Source organism: Vibrio sp. 10N.222.51.C5 (assembly GCF_041474575.1).
In the GTDB taxonomy this organism is placed as follows: Bacteria; Pseudomonadota; Gammaproteobacteria; order Enterobacterales; family Vibrionaceae; genus Vibrio; species Vibrio crassostreae_C.
This window is the reverse complement of sequence record NZ_JBFRUJ010000031.1, coordinates 99,869-118,137: the sequence shown is the minus strand read 5'-3', so window position 1 is coordinate 118,137 and position 18,269 is coordinate 99,869. Positions and strand designations below refer to the sequence as shown.

Annotated in this window: 17 protein-coding genes; 6 read left to right on the top strand and 11 right to left on the bottom strand. The window is 45.3% G+C overall.

Features of this window, described 5'->3' with window-relative positions:
• Window positions 1-178: 178 nt before the first annotated feature.
• The 9 genes from AB4558_RS10530 to pilM form a co-directional block, all read right to left on the bottom strand.
• Complete coding sequence (locus AB4558_RS10530; protein WP_017061122.1) at window positions 179-1,027, bottom strand: Dam family site-specific DNA-(adenine-N6)-methyltransferase; 849 nt, start codon at window positions 1,025-1,027, stop codon at window positions 179-181.
• A gap of 69 nt (window positions 1,028-1,096) precedes the next feature.
• A complete protein-coding gene (locus AB4558_RS10525; RefSeq protein WP_017068836.1) occupies window positions 1,097-2,614 on the bottom strand; it encodes an AAA family ATPase in 1,518 nt (505 codons plus the stop codon).
• A 79-nt stretch (window positions 2,615-2,693) separates the two neighbouring features.
• Window positions 2,694-3,782, bottom strand: coding sequence for a 3-dehydroquinate synthase (gene aroB, locus AB4558_RS10520; RefSeq protein WP_017061124.1), 1,089 nt, complete (start codon window positions 3,780-3,782; stop codon window positions 2,694-2,696).
• A 25-nt stretch (window positions 3,783-3,807) separates the two neighbouring features.
• On the bottom strand, window positions 3,808-4,326 hold the full coding sequence (aroK, locus tag AB4558_RS10515; protein ID WP_017061125.1) for a shikimate kinase AroK: 519 nt from the start codon (window positions 4,324-4,326) through the stop codon (window positions 3,808-3,810).
• Between the two features lie 176 nt (window positions 4,327-4,502).
• On the bottom strand, window positions 4,503-6,221 hold the full coding sequence (locus AB4558_RS10510; protein WP_032545762.1) for a type IV pilus secretin PilQ: 1,719 nt from the start codon (window positions 6,219-6,221) through the stop codon (window positions 4,503-4,505).
• 35 nt (window positions 6,222-6,256) lie between these two features.
• Window positions 6,257-6,775, bottom strand: coding sequence for a pilus assembly protein PilP (locus tag AB4558_RS10505; protein ID WP_017063694.1), 519 nt, complete (start codon window positions 6,773-6,775; stop codon window positions 6,257-6,259).
• Window positions 6,762-7,391 carry a type 4a pilus biogenesis protein PilO gene (locus AB4558_RS10500; RefSeq protein WP_372158785.1) on the bottom strand — a complete coding sequence of 210 codons (630 nt, stop codon included), beginning with the start codon at window positions 7,389-7,391 and terminating at the stop codon, window positions 6,762-6,764. Before AB4558_RS10500 ends, AB4558_RS10505 begins: the two co-directional genes overlap by 14 nt.
• Window positions 7,384-7,983, bottom strand: coding sequence for a PilN domain-containing protein (locus AB4558_RS10495; RefSeq protein WP_017061129.1), 600 nt, complete (start codon window positions 7,981-7,983; stop codon window positions 7,384-7,386). The genes AB4558_RS10500 and AB4558_RS10495 overlap by 8 nt, the downstream gene beginning before the upstream one ends.
• Window positions 7,967-8,992 (bottom strand): type IV pilus assembly protein PilM, encoded by a 1,026-nt coding sequence (pilM, locus tag AB4558_RS10490; RefSeq protein WP_102320000.1) that lies wholly within the window; start codon window positions 8,990-8,992, stop codon window positions 7,967-7,969. The genes AB4558_RS10495 and pilM overlap by 17 nt, the downstream gene beginning before the upstream one ends.
• A 151-nt stretch (window positions 8,993-9,143) precedes the next feature.
• Here pilM and AB4558_RS10485 point away from each other — a divergent pair, with 151 nt between their 5' ends.
• Window positions 9,144-11,705: a penicillin-binding protein 1A gene (locus tag AB4558_RS10485; RefSeq protein WP_372073464.1), complete on the top strand. Its 2,562-nt coding sequence runs from the start codon at window positions 9,144-9,146 to the stop codon at window positions 11,703-11,705.
• A 132-nt stretch (window positions 11,706-11,837) separates the two neighbouring features.
• Here the strand turns inward: AB4558_RS10485 and oxyR are convergent, their stop codons facing one another.
• The gene (gene oxyR / locus AB4558_RS10480) at window positions 11,838-12,731 is read right to left on the bottom strand and encodes a DNA-binding transcriptional regulator OxyR (protein ID WP_017061132.1); all 894 of its coding nucleotides are present in this window, start codon (window positions 12,729-12,731) and stop codon (window positions 11,838-11,840) included.
• Here oxyR and AB4558_RS10475 point away from each other — a divergent pair.
• From AB4558_RS10475 to AB4558_RS10460, 4 genes are all read left to right on the top strand, one after another.
• Window positions 12,730-12,909, top strand: a complete 180-nt coding sequence (locus AB4558_RS10475; RefSeq protein WP_017068839.1) for a hypothetical protein — start codon at window positions 12,730-12,732, stop codon at window positions 12,907-12,909. The two genes, oxyR and AB4558_RS10475, sit on opposite strands and share 2 nt — an antisense overlap.
• Before the next feature lie 44 nt (window positions 12,910-12,953).
• On the top strand, window positions 12,954-13,682 hold the full coding sequence (locus AB4558_RS10470) for a glutathione peroxidase (protein WP_017061133.1): 729 nt from the start codon (window positions 12,954-12,956) through the stop codon (window positions 13,680-13,682).
• 274 nt (window positions 13,683-13,956) lie between these two features.
• The gene (locus AB4558_RS10465; protein WP_017061134.1) at window positions 13,957-15,423 is read left to right on the top strand and encodes a dihydrolipoyl dehydrogenase; all 1,467 of its coding nucleotides are present in this window, start codon (window positions 13,957-13,959) and stop codon (window positions 15,421-15,423) included.
• A 245-nt stretch (window positions 15,424-15,668) separates the two neighbouring features.
• Entirely contained in the window at window positions 15,669-17,342 is a 1,674-nt protein-coding gene (locus AB4558_RS10460; RefSeq protein ID WP_372073466.1) for a hypothetical protein, read from the top strand.
• Between the two features lie 69 nt (window positions 17,343-17,411).
• Here the strand turns inward: AB4558_RS10460 and AB4558_RS10455 are convergent, their stop codons facing one another.
• Window positions 17,412-17,771, bottom strand: a complete 360-nt coding sequence (locus tag AB4558_RS10455) for a RidA family protein (protein WP_372073468.1) — start codon at window positions 17,769-17,771, stop codon at window positions 17,412-17,414.
• Between the two features lie 87 nt (window positions 17,772-17,858).
• On the opposite strand from AB4558_RS10455, the gene AB4558_RS10450 reads away from it, so the two are divergent.
• On the top strand, window positions 17,859-18,107 hold the full coding sequence (locus AB4558_RS10450) for a DUF3624 domain-containing protein (RefSeq protein ID WP_029235423.1): 249 nt from the start codon (window positions 17,859-17,861) through the stop codon (window positions 18,105-18,107).
• Window positions 18,108-18,269: the final 162 nt, after the last annotated feature.

Below are 18,269 nucleotides of genomic sequence, written 5' to 3'. Positions count from 1 at the left end.
AAATTGCGAATATCACCGCCTTGTGACATCTCATATACAAATACAAGACTCAATTCCAAGACTATTTGGTGTGCAATTCTACCTAAGCAACTAAGCAGATCCTAGCAGTTCGAAAGATTAGTTTATGAAAGTACCCGTTGGTCACTCAATTTAATGAGTTCGAGGGTTATGTTGGCCGCTACAATTCTTCTGAAGCGTGTTGCTGGTTTTTCTCTTTATGAAAAAGTGCCAGTAACTCATCGACTTTATTGCGCCCTGCGCCATTACGGCTAATGGTGCGCTTAACCTTGACCACGTTCAGTTCTGCACCATGGTATAAACGGCGCGTTAAGGTGGTGTCATGGTTTGAGATCAAGACAGGGATGCCTCGTTCCATCGCTGCTTTTTCAGCAACATCCGCCAGTGCAGCTTGGTCATCTAAGCTAAAGCCATTACCTGCGTAAGAGGTAAAGTTTGCCGTGTTCGACAGTGGTGCGTATGGAGGATCGCAGTAAACCACACAGCCTTTGCGCGCGCGGCTAAAGGTTTCATGGTATCCCTCACAGACGAAGGTGGCTTTTTTCGCTTTCTCGGCAAAAAATTCCAGCTCAGCTTCTGGGAAGTAAGGTTTTTTATAAGAACCAAATGGAACGTTAAAACCGCCCTTCTTGTTGTAACGACATAGGCCATTGAAGCCAAATCGGTTCATATACAAGAAAGCCAATGAACGATACATGACGTTATCTGTACCATTGAACTCAGCGCGAATATCTAAGAAGGCTTCTTTACGGTTGTTCTCAGGACAGAACCAGCGCTTCGCTTCCGTGATATAAGTTTCAGGATCGGTTTTAAGCAGGTTGTACAGGTTGATAAGATCGGGATTGATATCTGCAAGCAGGTACTGTTCAAAGTCAGTATTCAGAAATACTGAGCCGGCACCGACAAACGGTTCTACCAATTTACGAGCAGGTGGCAGGTGACGTTGGATGTCTTCAACTAGGCCATATTTACCACCAGCCCATTTTAGAAAGGCACGCTGCTTTTTCATTTACTGCTCTATCTATCAACTCAAAAATAAGGCTGCGGAATGTAACATATTTTGAGGCTAAGCTCAGGGTTATTTCGCACGTTCTATCTCTCGATGCACTTGATTCATCGATTTTGCCCAAGGTTCCAACTGTTGAAGGGGTTTTGATAACGCACTTACCGCGTCTCTCGCCACTTGAATCGTTGGGTAATCTTGATAAGTGATAATAAACCACTTGGTGTCGTTGCGAAGTGTTGGGTAAATACGAACCTTGTTCTCAAGGTCATACTCTTCAATGAAAGACTGTACGTCGTCCAATGAGGTCATCGCACTCAACTGCAAAGTATAAGCTCGCGGAGAGATAGCTTGTAACTCTTCGCGAGAAAATGAGAATGTAATTTTCTTAGTCGGTGGCGTGGACTGTGTTAGGTCTGTTGCTTCATCGGCTGAAGGCTGTGACTCCACTTTGTCTGCATCTGATTGCGAACTCACCGCGGCACCTGTGTTTTCTTCAACAGCAGCATCAATCGCACTGGTATCGGCACTTTCAGGTTTATCATCAAGCAAGGCATCAACCACATCAGAGGTGATTACGACACGCTGCTGATCTTGTTCGACTTCTCCAACACTCGCGGTATCTTCAACGACAGTCGGTGGCAAAGATGAGCTGTCGTCATCAGCACCTTGATAACTCATGTCAGCTTCGGCTTCAGAATCGTCCATTCCGTCGATTCCAGCTTGCTCGGTACCACTTTCCACTTCAAAAGTTGGGATAGCTGTCTGTTCAATCGGAGCGATAAGAGATTGCGCTTTATCGTCAGGGGTTGGTTGACTGAACATCCACCAATAACCACCACCAATTAAAATCAACAGCAAGGCCACCACAATCGCGATATTGATGGGTGAGCCAATAATTGAGCGAATAATAATCCTTTTTTCCACTTTCAATTCTCCTAAAGCCATTAACTCACCGGGCAGAGGTTGCGCTTTATTAAACGCACGTCGCACGCAAGTTTCAGACTCATCATCAACATATCGAATCACCAGTGATTCAAAGAAATGTTCAGCTTCTGGTTGCGAAAGGTCATCGATCTCAAGATCGATAGGTTTGTGTTGTTGACCGTAGCTCAAACGCGTTAATAACGTATCTAAGTGGCCAGGTTCCGAGAAGAGAACGATATTGATCGTCCATTGAGGGTTTGATTGAGCTTCCAGTACCAACATCCATAATTCGGATACCAATAGCTCAGAAAGTCGTTGGGCATCATCAACGACGATAACCACATTACACGGTTCTCCATCCAGTAACCTTGTTAGGCTATCCGATAAAGAATCATGTTGATTAAACAGGGGATCAGAAACAATTTGGCTAAGAATGAGCGCACGGCGTTGTTGATCGTCTTGGCTTGGATGACAAAGCAGTAAACACTGATTTTTTTCTGTCGACCATGCTTCAAGATAACGCTGAGCCAACCAAGATCGGCCAGAGCCAGCTTTGCCCGCCACCGTCACAAGGTTTGAACCAAAGTTAGTCAAAAGCTGTAAGCGCTCTAGCAGCTCAACTTGAGATTCTAACTCTAATACTCTTAATTCATGAGCCAAACTCATTGGGGATCCCTACTGATAAGATCGATCAGTAAAACGCTTCAGTTGCCTAGAGTTTAGCTAGGCAACCTCACAACCAAATTTAAAGAGTACGGCAGAAATCGATCGCTTGTTTAATGATGTCTTGAGGCACATCAGCAACCACTTCAGCAGTACCAATACTTGTTGGTAATACCAAACGCAACTGACCAGACAGCACTTTTTTATCGCGCATCATGTGCTTCATAAAGTCTTCAAAAGACATGCTTTCTGGCGTATGGATTGGTAGTTTCGCATTCTTGAGTATAGAAATAATTCGCTCAAGTTGCTGCTGAGAGATCAGTCCCTGTAATTGAGCTGTTTTAGCTGCCATTACAGTGCCTGACGACACAGCTTCACCATGTAGCCAATTACCATAGCCTAGTTCTGCTTCAATCGCATGACCAAATGTATGACCTAGGTTCAATAACGCTCTGATTCCTGACTCTTTTTCATCTAGAGCCACCACTTCAGCCTTAATTGCACAACAACGAGCAATCGCGGTAATCAGTGCTTCTTCATCAAGTTGATAAAGTTTCTCTAGATTCTGCTCCAACCAATCAAAGAAGGCTTCATCGTAAATGATGCCGTATTTGATCACCTCAGCAATGCCCGCTGCAAACTCACGCTCTGGAAGCGTTGATAAACAGTTGGTATCGATGATCACAGATTTCGGTTGGTAAAAAGCGCCGATCATATTCTTACCAAGAGGATGGTTTACTGCGGTTTTACCACCAACAGAAGAGTCCACTTGAGAAAGAAGGGTCGTCGGGATTTGAATGAAATCAATACCGCGCTGGTAACAAGAGGCAGCAAAACCGACCAAGTCACCGATAACACCACCTCCTAAAGCAATCACCACCACATCGCGGCTGTAATTTCCTTCAAGCATGTAGCTCATCACTGAATTGAACGTTTCAAGGGTTTTGTACTGTTCACCGTCTGGCAGCTCGAGAAGAGATGTCTGACAGCCGACTTGATCCAATAGCGATAAAATTTTATCAGCATAAAGAGGCGCTACTGTCACATTACTGATAACAACAACTTTCTGCTTACCTGATAAAAAAGAAAGGTACGCCGGGTCTTCAAATAACCCGGCGCCAATAGAGATAGGGTAGCTACGCTCAGCTAGATTGACCGTAATCCGTTCCATGGGTTTGCTCTCCGAAAAAATGAACTTAACGTTCTTCTAGCATTTTTACGATCTGGTTGGCTACCACTTTTGCACTTTGGTCGTCAGTACGAACTGTGTAGTCCGCCACTTCTTCGTATAGTGCGTTGCGAGATACAGCTAGATCTTCTAGCACATCACGCGGGTTGTCTGTTTGAAGTAGAGGGCGTTTCTTGTCGCGGTTAGTGCGAGCAAGTTGCTTTTCAATTGTTGTCTCTAGGTATACAACAATGCCTCGTGCAGATAGACGGTTACGGTTTTCTTTGCTCAACACTGAACCACCACCTGTCGCAAGAACAATACCTTGTTCTTCTGTCAGATCATTGATTACAGATTCTTCGCGCTTACGGAAACCTTCTTCGCCCTCAACATCAAAAACCCATGCGATGTCTGCGCCAGTGCGCTCTTCGATCACAGTGTCAGAGTCTAGAAACTCCATATGAAGTTGGGAAGCTAGGTGTCTACCAATTGTACTTTTGCCGGCGCCCATTGGGCCAACAAGAAAAATATTGCGTTTCTCAGCCATGTTTTTAGCAGTAATTTACAACGTTAATTCAATGACATCGCCACAAGGTAGGTCAGTACAAGTACTGAAATTAAAAGGCCCGTGGCACCGATTCCTCACAGATAATTCGTGATAAGACCCGAAATTATCAAGGTTAGGTGCCACTAATGCAACTTTATTTTTAATCTAATTGTTCATTACTGAATCACAACTTTGGGTGTGACAAAAATAAGTAGTTCACTTTTACCCACATTTTCATAGCTGCGACGGAACAATGCGCCCAAAACTGGCAGGTCCCCCAACAGAGGAACTTTATCCACTGTACTGCTCACGCTGTGCTGAAATATCCCGCCAAGCACGACAGTTTCACCATTATTAACAAGCACTTGCGTACCTATTCTTTGCGTATCAATGGCGACCGCTTCACCGGTTCCAGTTTTTACCACTTGCCCTGGCCTATCTTGAGTCACGCTCAAATCCAATACCAAACGATTATCGGGCGTGATCTGCGGTGTCACCTTAAGACTCAACACGGCTTTCTTAAATGCAACCGACGTAGCACCACTTGAAGATGACTCTAAGTAAGGAATTTCAGTACCTTGCTCAATATAAGCCGGCTTTTTATTGGTGGTGATTAAGCGTGGACTAGAAATGATTTCAGCTTTTGACTCTTGTTGCAGTGCCGACAGTTCAAGATCGAGTAAGGTATCTGAACCCAGTTTGGCCACCTGAAACGCAATACTCGAGGCGTTCGGCGATGTTGCCCCTAAATTGACGTTGAGATAGTCATCAATCACGCTGCTGCCGCTATCGTCGTCATACGGCGTAATCGCTGATGGGTGGTTACCTTCGATTGAGCCACCAACGGTGAAGCTTCCGTTGGTTGAGGAAACGCCCCAGCGCACGCCAAGCTCATCAAGATTACCCTCAGTAACCGTGACAATACGTGCCTCTATCTGTACCTGCTTCACGGGAATGTCTAACGATTCAATGATGCCTCGGATCACGGCAATGTTTTCTTCCAATTCACGAATGAGCAGTGAGTTGGTGCGCTCATCAATGGTAATCGAACCACGATCGGACAACATGCTGACCGCACCTTCACCTCCAATCATGTCAGCGATGTCGGTGGCTTTAGCAAAGTTAATCTTGATGATTTCCGATTTAAGCTCCCCTAACTCCTCTTCTAAGCGCGATTTCTCTAACGCTTGTTGCTCTCGAAGGTCGAGCTCCGCTTTCGGCGCGACCAAGATAACATTGCCATCAACACGCTTATCCAAGCCTTTAACTTGCAAGATAATGTCGAGAACTTGCTGCCAAGGTACGCCATCTAAGCGTAACGTCAGGTTTCCGGCTACCGAATCAGACACCACGAGATTGAAGTCGTTGTAATCGGCAATCAGTTGCAGGACATTTCGTACCGGGATATCCTGGAAGTTAATCGATATCAGCTTGCCCTCTTTCTCTAGAACGCTTTTTTCTTTGGTCGCTTCATCGAGCACCGGTTTGCTGATCACCACCTCAATAAAGCGCCCCTTTAGGTTGTATTCATACTGATAGTCATTGCTAATCGTCGCTAGAAGCCGAGTGCTTGGTGTCTCTTTATAGACTTCAATGCCTTCAACCAAGGTAGCGAAATCCTTCACATCCAGCAGGTAGAGCTTGTCATCATCAACTTGAGTATTGATTAGCTCGATACTTAACCCTTCCTGAGCTCGTTGAACATCCACCACTGCTGTGCTGGTCGCCAGCTCAATAATGATGACGGCGTCTTTATCCTTATTGACCCTAAAATCAATATTCTCCAATTTGTTCGGTAAGCTCTCGGCATGGCTGAGCACGCTAACAACCAACATCACAGACACAGCAAAACCTTGTAGAGCCTTGCTCACTAATCCACTTATTCCTTTAATCATATTTACATCTCATATCCACATCATGTGACATTGGTTTACTTCAGAGCCAGCCTAACGTTGCGCTTATGCCAACAACCTAAGCCATCTGGAAGAGTTTCATTAATCTGAACGTATTGGCTCGTCACCTTAGTAACTCGGCCATTGTTTAAGCCGATAAACTGGCCTTTCTTGACGTTTACCACGTTGCCTTTGGGTGTTTGCACTAAGCCAAACACGCTTGAGCCACTGCCCATCACGCCTCTTAAACGAAGCTTACTCAGCGGGTACTTCTCTAACTTGCCATTACGAGAACGGGCGCTGGGTTGCCAACAGTCTTTCTTAACCAAGGGTTGGTTTTGCACAATGGCTTCTTTAGGCAGTTCAAAGGGAGGACGCAAAGATCGGCGCTGATAAGTCGCCGCCGTGAATTCAGTTGCTGGGACAAGTTGCTCGACATCTTTTCTCGCCTTGGCTTCAACCTGCGCCACAAAATCTTGCAGTGAGTCTTGATTAGCTTTGCAGCCTGACAACGCAAGCATCAATACGATTGAGTAAAACGCGCTATTGGGTTTCATCATTAACCTCCGATTTAAACTGGTAGGTATAAGCTCGAACCCTAAAGTGCAGCGTGCTACTTTCTTGACTGACTCGCTGCCAATTCACATCATCAAAGCTAATAATACGCGGCAGCTTGGCGATGGCAGCAGAGAAGTCACCAATCTCATGATAGTCACCTGTCAGCTCTATATTGAGAGGCAATCGATAGAGAAACTCCTTATTCTGCTTTTGCCCCCAATCGATTCGTGTGAAGGTCAGCGAGTTATCCAAGCCGAGCTCATTCACGGAGGCCAACATGCTCGCTAACTCCTTTTGAACGGGCAGCTGCTCTAATAGATAATCGTAGCGACTGGTTAGCTCATCCAACTGGCTCTGCAACTTAGGCAAGGCTGCAACCTTATTCGCCTTTATCCTCAAGGTCGTTTTTAAGGTCTGCTCCTGTTGCTTCATCTGTTTCAGTTCCTCGTCGAGCGGCAGCAGATACAGCCAAGTGCCAACACCTTGGATTAACACCATCATCACCAGAATCACGAGAAGCTGAGGCAACAATGGCCATTCGGTGATCTCATCAACATCGAGATCTTGCAAGCTCATCCTGTTTTGCCTACTAATCCTATTTTGAAGGTTAGCCATGATGCGCCCCCTTATCTTTTCTGCTCGCGGTTGTGTTTTCTAAAGACACAGGGCTAAACACAAAAGAGACCTTGAAGGTCTGAAACTCTTTATTGAAGCGCTTGCGGTTATGAACGATAGAGTGCATCTCGACCCCTTTCAAAGAATCTGAACGTTCGAGGTTGTCCAACATGGTGGCGAGACGAGCAGTGCTGTCGCTGATGCCCGACATTTCAATCTCCTGACCATTCATCTTTATCTTGTCGACATAGACACCCTCTGGAATCAGCTCCGGCATCAAGTTCATGAAGTCGGTGGTCTTATTACGGCCAAGCTGCAGCGACTCAACCACATCAAGTCGAGTCAGAATGGCTTTGTGTTCTTGCTCTGCGACTTTTAACGACTGAATTTGTCGGTCGAGCTCAGCAATGTACTGATTGAGGTAATTGAGGCGAGCTTGCTGCTTGGCTTGTTGATCGTGAAAATAGTGACCAACCGCCCATTGCCCTATAAGCGCAATGATGACGCCAAGAATGACCAGATGGATAAAACGCTTCTTGTGCTGAGCACGAATCTCATCACGCCACGGCAGCAGGTTAATTTGATGCAACATGCTTCTCTCCCTGCCACTTGAGCCCACTCATCGCCATACCCGCCGCGATACCAAAGTGTTGCCAGTCCATCGGCAGTCGGCGTCTCTTGGCGACCTTATTCTCAAATAAAGACAAAGGATTCAATGACTCGCAGCTCAACTGAAAATGGCGTTCTAGCTCTTCGGTTACCATAGGGATGCTGGCGCCCTCGCCCATCAACCAAATCCCTGAGATAGGTTGCTGCGCATTTCCCGATGAATAGAGCTGCAATTGACGCTTGAGCTTCTCAATCAGGTTAACAATGAATTGATGTGTCTCTTCCATAGTACCGAACACGCTCTCGATATCACTCGGGTCATCTGAGCTGCGAAGATCTTGAGTGCCAAAGGCGATGTCTTTATAGAAAGGCGCCGAATTCTGCGGGATAACCCCTAGCGAGGTTTGGTCGATTCCAACATCCACTAGCAACCAGTTTTTCTTATCGGGATACAGGCGCGAGGCCAATTGCCAGATATTAAGTAGCCCATGCGCCTGTGTATCCACCACCACAGGTTTGAAGCCAGCCTTGGTTAATGCATCCGCTCGGCTATCCACAACTTCTTTACGAGTGGCGTATACCTGATAACTGCTTGTCGAACCTTTACCAAATCGTTTGTCTTCCAGCTTTACAAAATCTAAACTCAGCTCCTCGATAGGAAAGGGAGATTGATGGGCGAAGGTTTGATAGATAGAAAACTCTTTTTCTCTGTCTTCTAACTCACTCTCTATTTGCAGTACTTTGCTGATCACCGTGTTATCAGGTACCGAAATGGCGACGTTGCGACAGCCAAAAGGCAGTCCTTTCCTAAGTTCTTTAAGTTTCTTAACAGTTTTCTGATACTCCAAAGTATGGTTAGCTGTAAAAATGTCGTCCGAAATCGGCAGCTCTTTGTATCCCACTAGGGCATACAACTCCCCCACGGGTTTTAGTACCACGGCTTTGATGCTGTGATGATTTATATCTATACCTGTAATTAATGATGAACCCATGTGACCTAGCTCCTGAAGTGCCAAGCATTTCGTTGATTATCTAGGGGTTGTGATTATTAGTTAAATAAGCGTTAATAAACGAAAGCTAAGTTTTTAGCCTAGAGTACAAGGGTTTGCTGCTTATCAGCCTTAACTAATCAGGGATTATCCGGTGAAGTTCATAAAGCGATTATTCATATTTACATTGATTTGCATGATTCTTGGAGTCAGTACAATTTTCGGGTTTTATTTTTACGTAAAACCAGAGTTGCCTGATGTTGCCACTTTGCGCGACGTAGAACTCCAAACGCCGATGCAAGTCTTCAGTCAAGACGGTAAGCTGATCTCTCAATTTGGTGAAAAGCGTCGTAATCCAGTCACTTATGACGAGATTCCTCGCCACTTAGTTGAGGCTCTGATTGCCACCGAAGATAGCCGTTTCTATGAACACCCAGGTATTGACCCAATCGGTATCACACGTGCAGCACTCGTGGTTGCAATGTCGGGTTCAGCCAAACAAGGTGCTAGTACCATTACTCAGCAGCTTGCGCGTAACTTCTTCTTATCTAATGAGAAAAAGATTATGCGTAAGATCAAAGAGATCTTCATTGCGATCCACATTGAGCAACTTCTTAGTAAAGAAGAGATCATGGAGCTTTACGTCAACAAGATCTTCCTTGGTCACCGTTCGTATGGTTTTGGCGCGGCAGCACGTGTTTACTTCGGTAAAGATCTTCCTGATCTCACGCTGAGTGAAATTGCGACCCTTGCGGGTATGCCAAAAGCACCTTCGACAATGAACCCTATTTACTCTGTTGAGCGCGCGACTAACCGTCGTAACGTCGTATTGCGTCGTATGTTAGACGAGCAATACATCACTCAAGCAGAGTTCGATGACGCTCGTAGCGAAGAACTTATCTCGAAATACCACGGTGCAGAGATCGAACTGAGCGCGCCGTATGTTGCAGAAGTTGCACGTGCTTGGATGGTGGAACGCTACGGTGAAGAAGCTTATACATCAGGCATGAAGGTCTACACGACTGTTGATTCGAAACTGCAAAAAGCAGCGAACCAAGCCGCAATTAAGAACCTACTTGGCTACGATGAGCGTCATGGCTACCGTGGCGCTGAAAAAGTATTGTGGCAGACTGCGCAATCAGCGTGGGATCAAGAACAAATCGTTAAACACCTTAAGTCTCAACCAACCTATGGTGACCTAGTCCCTGCTGTTGTTACCGCAGTTAATTCGAAAAGTGCGCAAATTTGGGTTAAGAACCAAGGTAAAGGCACTATCGAATGGCAAGGTATGAACTGGGCACGCAAATTCCTAACGGATAACCGCCAAGGACCAGCGCCTTCTCAAGCAAAAGAGATTCTAGCTGTTGGTGAACAAATCTGGGTTCGCCATGAAGCCGTTACAGGCGATGAAGTCTCTGAAGAGCCGACAGAAGAGTCAGCGACTGCAGAATCAGAAACACCAGTTGTATGGCGACTTAGCCAAGTACCGAATGCGAACACCGCATTTGTTGCAATGAATCCGAACAACGGCGCTGTGTTGTCGATGGTGGGTGGCTTTAACTTCGTACACAACAAGTTCAACCGTGCAACGCAATCTATTCGTCAGGTGGGTTCTGGTATCAAACCATTTATCTACTCAGCAGCGATTGAGAAAGGCTTAACGCTAGCCTCACTGATCAACGATGCACCGATTAACCAATGGGATAAGAGCCAAGGTACCGCATGGCGACCAAAGAACTCGCCACCGACTTACGTGGGTCCAACTCGTTTACGTATTGGCTTAGCTCAGTCTAAAAACGTAATGGCGGTACGTGTACTGCGCGAAGTAGGTCTAGATGATACTCGTAACTACCTAACTCGATTTGGCTTTGATATTGATGAAGTTCCGCGCTCTGAAACCATTGCTCTGGGTGCGGGTAGCTTAACGCCAATGAAAGTAGCTCAAGGTTACTCAGTATTCGCTAATGGCGGCTACTACGTTGAACCTTTCTACATCAGCCGCATTGAGACACCATTTGGTGAGACTGAATTTGAAGCGACACCAAAAGTGGTTTGTAAAGACGATTGCCAACAGCAAATGACCTCAGACCCAATGGCTGATGAGTTTGCAGAGCAAGATGTGGATGCCAAAGTACAATACGCACCTCAAGTTATCTCTGAACAGAACGCATTCCTTGTTCGTGAAATGATGTACAGCAACATCTGGGGTGGCGGTGATTGGAGCGCTGGCACTGGTTGGAACGGTACTGGTTGGCGTGCACAACCGTTGAAGCGTCGTGACATTGGCGGAAAAACGGGTACCACCAACGATTCTAAAGATACTTGGTACAGCGGCTACGGCCCTGGCATGGTGGCTACGGTATGGGTTGGTTTTGATAACCACAACCGAAACCTAGGCCGTACTAAAGCGAACTCGAACCTTGGTAAAAATCAGATTACTGGTGCAGAAGCTGGCGCGAAAACAGCAGAACCTGCATGGGTTGATTTTATGGGTACGGCGTTAGCGGGTGTTCCTGCTGAGCGTAAAGAAATTCCGGAGAACATCGTCCGTGTTCGAATCGACCGTGAAACTGGCTTACTGACCAACAAGTTCGATAGCTCATCAATGTTCGAGTACTTCGAGAAAGGCACAGAGCCAACCGAGTACATCACTGAACGTTTCAATGATGACATCTACTCAACCTCATCAGGTGAAGCAGTAGAAGAACTGTTCTAACTAAGGTTTGTAGAACCTAGTAACATGAACCAACAAACTAGTAACATGAACCAACAAAAAGGGTTGATATGAATTCATATCAACCCTTTTTATATATCTATATCTGACCAGACTAGGCTCTAAATTCAAGCGCTAAGCCGTCTTCTCCAGTTGAGTTCGAATCGTCTCAGCCAATTGCTCAAAACGCCCCTTTAGCGGAGAGCCCGGTCGGTAGGCAACAACAATGCGACGTGAAGGTGTTGGATTCACCGCTGGCACGTAACACACGCCATCTTTCTGTTTTTCCTTTGGAACCGATAACTGAGGTAACAAGGTAATACCCGCCCCTGCCGCTACCATGTTACGCAGCGTTTCTAAGCTGGTTGCCTTAAAGCGCTCATCATCTTTGGCGCCCGCAGCAAAACAGAAGCCCAAGGCTTGGTCTCTCAAACAGTGACCGTCACCTAGCGCAAGTACGGTTTGTCCATTTAGCTGCAGCATATCGACAGTGTCTTGTTGAGCCCACTCGTGGTCACATGGAACGGCAACACTTAACGGCTCGTCATACACATCGATCTCTTTGAACACCGCCGTTTCATCAACCGCAGCCAGTACTAAGCAATCAAGCTTGCCATCTTCAAGTTGGCTCACTAACTGATGGGTCTGAGCTTCATGCAGGTAAAGCTCAAGATCTGGGAAGCTCTCTTTAAGATGAGGAACAATCTTAGGCAAGATGTAAGGACCCACGGTTGGAATAAAACCAATGTGCATTGGCCCCGTCATCGCTTCACCGTGTCCACTCGCCATATCTTTAAAAGTTTTCACTTCATTGAGAATACGCTTGGCTTGTTCAACAAGTTGTAACCCTGATTCTGTAAATATCACCTTCCTTGGACTACGCTCGGTTAACTGAAGTCCAATTTCATCTTCGAGTTTGCGTATTTGACCGCTTAGTGTCGGCTGACTGACAAAGCACGCTTCTGCCGCTTTTCGGAAGTGTTTATGCTCTGCGAGCGCCACCAAGTATTCAAAGTCACGAATATTCATGATCAGTCTCTTACCTCAGGTTTTAATAAGAACAAGGGGTTTCATAGAAACATTTAAAAGAAAAATGCTCTTGATAGAATTTACCTATCAAAACCATAACATCAAACGATTAGAGCTATCAAAGAATTTATCTAATAATGGGCTCAACAAAACGAAACAGAGCAACGAAAAACGTTAAGCTCTAATAGAACAAAATTAAAAATACTATTTAAGGAAATCAATATGTTTGCATCTAAAGAAGGTCAATCAATCCCTCAAGTAACATTCCCAACTCGCCAAGGTGATGCATGGGTTAACGTAACTACTGAAGAGCTTTTCAAAGACAAGACAGTTATCGTATTCAGCCTACCAGGTGCGTTTACTCCAACATGTTCTTCAAGCCACCTACCTCGTTACAACGAACTACATTCAGTGTTCAAAGAAAACGGCGTTGATGACATCCTTTGTGTTTCTGTAAACGACACGTTCGTAATGAACGCATGGAAAGCAGACCAAGAAGCGGAAAACATCACATTCATCCCTGATGGTAACGGTGATTTCACAGACGGCATGGGTATGCTAGTTGAGAAAAACGACATCGGCTTCGGCAAACGTTCATGGCGCTACAGCATGCTGGTTAAAAACGGCGTGGTAGAAAAAATGTTCATCGAAGAAGACGTACCAGGCGACCCGTTCAAGGTTTCTGATGCAGACACTATGCTGAACTACCTTGCTCCTGAGCACAAAGAGCAAGAGTCAATCACAGTATTCACTAAGCCAGGCTGTCCTTTCTGTATGAAAGCAAAACAGAACCTAATCGACAAAGGTCTGAACTACGAAGAAGTGGTTCTAGGTAAAGATGCAACAACAGTAAGCCTACGTGCAATCTCTGGTCGCACTACCGTTCCTCAAGTATTCATCGGTGGCAAACACATCGGTGGTAGTGAAGAACTAGAAACTTTCCTAGGCTAATCGCTTCATCGCCGATATAGGCTTAGAAGTATCAGCTAACCCACCCTCTTGTGGGTTAGCTATTCCAAACACTCTTATCTGAGTTTTGGGAAAAAGAATATAGCTGGTGACTCGCCTGTCTTTTACTAACCTATAGTTAGCAATAAAAGCAGAGTCACAAGCTAAACCTAATAAAACAGAATCACAAAACTGACCCGCAATCCTGACTCTCAAAAAATCATCAGAGTTGGAGGGGTTCGTTCAAACCAAATTTAGCCATTGCGAGAAAATTATTATGAAACAAGTCAATGTAGATGTAGCAGTTATCGGGGGCGGTACGGCAGGTTTAGGTTCTTACCGCGCTGCAAAAGCACACACTGACAGTGTCGTGATGATTGAAGGTGGCCCTTACGGTACAACCTGTGCTCGTGTTGGTTGTATGCCATCTAAACTGCTTATTGCAGCTGCGGAAAGCGTACACCAAATAGAGAAAGCTCCGGCTTTTGGCGTTCACCCACAAGGTGATATCGTGATTAACGGCCGTGAAGTGATGGACCGAGTGAAGTTTGAGCGTGACCGTTTTGTTGGTTTTGTTTTAGAAGGTGTTGATGAAATCCCAGAGCAAGACAAGATCTCTGGCTACGCAAAGTTCTTAGATGACAACACACTACAAATTGATGACCACACGGTTGTCACCGCTAAGCGTATTGTTATCGCGACCGGTTCTCGCCCTGCATACCCTGCCGTTTGGAATGAGCTTGGCGATCGCCTGATCATTAACGACGACGTGTTCAGCTGGGATGATTTACCAGAATCGGTTGCGGTATTTGGCCCTGGTGTTATTGGTCTTGAGCTTGGTCAGTCACTGCACCGCTTAGGTGTGAAGACCAAACTGTTCGGTTTGGGTGGTCAAGTTGGCCCAGTAACTGATCCAGAGATCATGGCTTATGCAGATAAAGCTTTCAATGAAGAGTTCTATCTCGATGCCGACGTGAAAATCGAAAGCATGAAGCGCATTACCACTGAATCGGGTGAGCCACGTGTCGAAATCCAGTTCATCAATAAACAAGGTGAATTAGAAACTAACGTCGTTGAATACGTACTAGCAGCAACAGGTCGTCGCCCTAACACTGACAAGCTTGGCTTAGAGAATACCTCTCTAGAGCTTGATGAACGTGGTGTGCCAATCGCAGACCACTACACGCTACAAACATCACTACCATCAATATTTATCGCTGGTGATGCGAGTAACCAACTGCCTCTACTGCATGAAGCAGCAGACCAAGCTCGTATTGCGGGTGACAATGCAGGTCGCTTCCCAGAGATTCGTGCAGGCCTACGCCGCTCTAAAATCTCGGCAGTATTCTCTGACCCGCAAATCGCGATGGTTGGTGAAACCTACAAAGAGATCACCACACGCTTGGGCACATGTGGCTGTTTCGCAACGGGTGAAGTGTCTTTCGAAAACCAAGGTCGTTCACGAGTGATGCTTCGCAACAAAGGTATTCTGCACGTATACGGCGAGCAAGGCACAGGCCGCTTCCTTGGTGCTGAGATGATGGGACCAAACGCAGAACACTTGGCTCACTTATTAGCATGGGCACACCAGAACAAGATGACGGTTTCTGAGATGCTAGACATGCCGTTCTACCACCCAGTAATCGAAGAGGGTGTACGAACTGCCCTACGTGACCTGAATGCGAAACTGCACCTAGGCCCAGAGATGGTGAAACACTGCCTAGATTGTGGCCCTGGTTGTTAAATTATTGATATTTAATATAAATAGCTTACCTTTGGTAAGCTATTTTTCTATTTACCCACATATTTCATAATGTTTTCCACACCAAGTATGATTAAAGTCACTTGGTTACTTTTAGATACATTTCGACACTTCCATTCATCCCCTTGCATACCTCTATAATAGTAACTCATCGAAAGGTGACCTTTATTCCATAAAGGGAATTTTCAGCAATTTACTACAACTAAAATGTTCACAAGGAAGATGTAATGTTCAAACAAAGTTTGCTAGCAGCAACCATTACTTTGGCTTTAATTGGGTGCGGCTCAGACTCCAATTCAGGATCAAGCGAGGAAACTATAACCTCATACCAATTTATTGATTCTGCTGTTGAAGGGTTATCATACACAACAAGCTCAGGGTTAAATGGAGTAACGGATTCAGAAGGGAATTTCAACGCCCTCCCGAACGATTCAGTCACCTTTTATATTGGTGGTCCTGATGGTGTAAAAGTAGGAGCAGCTTCAGTGCAAGAAGTAGTAACACCGTTTGAAGCAGCTGGTAAATACAACAGAGCGATAAACTTAGCGGTTCTACTCCAGTCTGTTAATAACCAATTTGGTAGTTCCGGAAGCGGCGTTTTAACTATCCCGGAAAAGCTACAAGACAGAGACGATCAGCAAGTTGCTGATGCGTTAGTCAACCTTAGACTCGACAATATCAGCAGTGTTGAGACTTTTTTAACTGAGATTGGCGTTGCTTCCACGAACATAGTGACTGACGCTGAAGCTATCGCACATATGTCTGATTCTTTTGGTGAAATGGTGCGTGGAGACGTTGATACCAACAACCCGTTCGCACAAGGTGGTCATAAACACGTACGCTATATCGATGTTACTCAGTATAAAATCGCTACAGACTTAGACCCACAAACATTTACCTACGTACATGCAGATAAAACCCTGCCAATCGAGCTCTTTGAAAAAACTCGTGGCATGACATCTATGGACTTCACTTTAGATTCAGAAAACGTAGTTATGCTTGCTGGCTCAAACGACACATCCCTTTCGGAAAGCAGAGCTGAAGATTATTTAAACTGCCTCGCGGCAGGCCATAACTTTGTTGATAAAAGCTGTGATGGAATCCCCGACGAAAATTATTCGATCATTAAAAATGGGACATTCGCTTACCAACTGCAAGACCCTGAAGGTGTTCAAGAAACCAACGAACCATTTCCTTGGGATGAGTTCAATTTTGGTCCATTCCAAGCAAGCACTATTAGTGAGTTAAATCACTTCAATGAACGAGTTCGAGACGATAAAGATGATGCATGGCAGCGTGAAGTTATCTCAGGAGCTTACGACCCGATTACTGGCATCTACACAGAGATTACTAACAAAACAGAGTTAAATGGAGATAGCTGTGATCTATCGCCATCAAGTTGCACCGATAGCCGAAACACTCAGTTAGTCGCATTCTATTATCCTGTAGATGAGGCTGGAGGTGAGCGCTACGTAAACTTTGAAGGTGAATGGGTTAACACTCAGATTTGCGCAGACAACTCCGTAGCGAAGGAAAGCTACTCTTTCTCAGAATCCAATGTCACCATCAGCGGTTCGGAATGTCAAAATGGAACCGCACAAGACAATACCCATGACGAACCATACACCTATGAAGATTTAGCTAACATCGATTATTGGTGGTTCAACCAAACAGGTCGACAATCTCAGGCAACCCTTACAGAGTTGAACACGGTCGTGCGCTTCTGTGATCAAGATGACTATGTTCAGGGTGACGTGTGCTCTGACAATAAAGAGTATTTCGTCAAATGGGAATACCAACCTGCTGGGACAGACTGGGATCAAGGCTTGTTAATCCGTACGAAGAAATCTAAGTCGGGTCAAGTTGTTGGTCGTAGCATAATGCAAAAAGTATCTAGCTAACTGTTTCAGAATTAGTCATATAAAAAAGCCTCGCATAACAGCGAGGCTTTTCATTGAACTAAGAATGACTTAACAACAGCTGTTTTTCTCAGCAGCAATCACAGAGATCTCAACAAGTAGCGCTTCGCGAGCCATGTCGCCAGTCACACATGCGCGAGCTGGAGCGTAACCTTCTGGTACCCATGCATCCCACACTGCATTCATTTCTTGGAAGTCTTTCATGTCTTTCAAGTAAATCGTTGCTGACAGCATGTGCTCTTTGTCGCTGCCTGCTTGCTCAAGTAGCGCTTCTACTTTATCTAACATGGTTTGAGTTTGTTCAGTGATGTCTTTAGTTGCATCAGCACAAACTTGGCCACATAGGTAGATAGTACCGTTGTGTTTAACAATACGGCTCATACGTTGCTTGGTTTCTTGGCGCTCAATCATCGACTTTCTCTCTCTGTGTCACCGTGATCCAATATCTTGTGACGTGTTATTATCAGGGCAACAAGCATAACGCGAATCAAACCCAAGATGACATGCATTCATTGCAATAAAAGTGAAAAAATCCGTAACAAACTCGGTCGCTGCCAGCGTTGCATGAATCAGCTGATGGTGTTGTCGATTTTGAGTTGGGGAGTATGGTGGCTGTTTTTCAGAGAAGACCCAAAAACCATCAATGCCATCGCATTGATGATGGCCGCTTTCGCGTTCAGTGGCTTGCTGTCGTTGCATTGGGTCATGAAGTTTGTGGTGCTACCGTTAAAGGGCAAAAAACGTTAGCTGGAAGTCTTTATTGGATAAAGAGTAGTGATTAGAGACAGGGCTAAACAATCCGATAATTCATCATAATTTTCGAGCTATTATCATTTCCCAAACAGCAGATAGAAAAAAGCCCCAGAACCAATCGATTCTAGGGCTTTCTTAGAAAATTCTAAGAAAAAG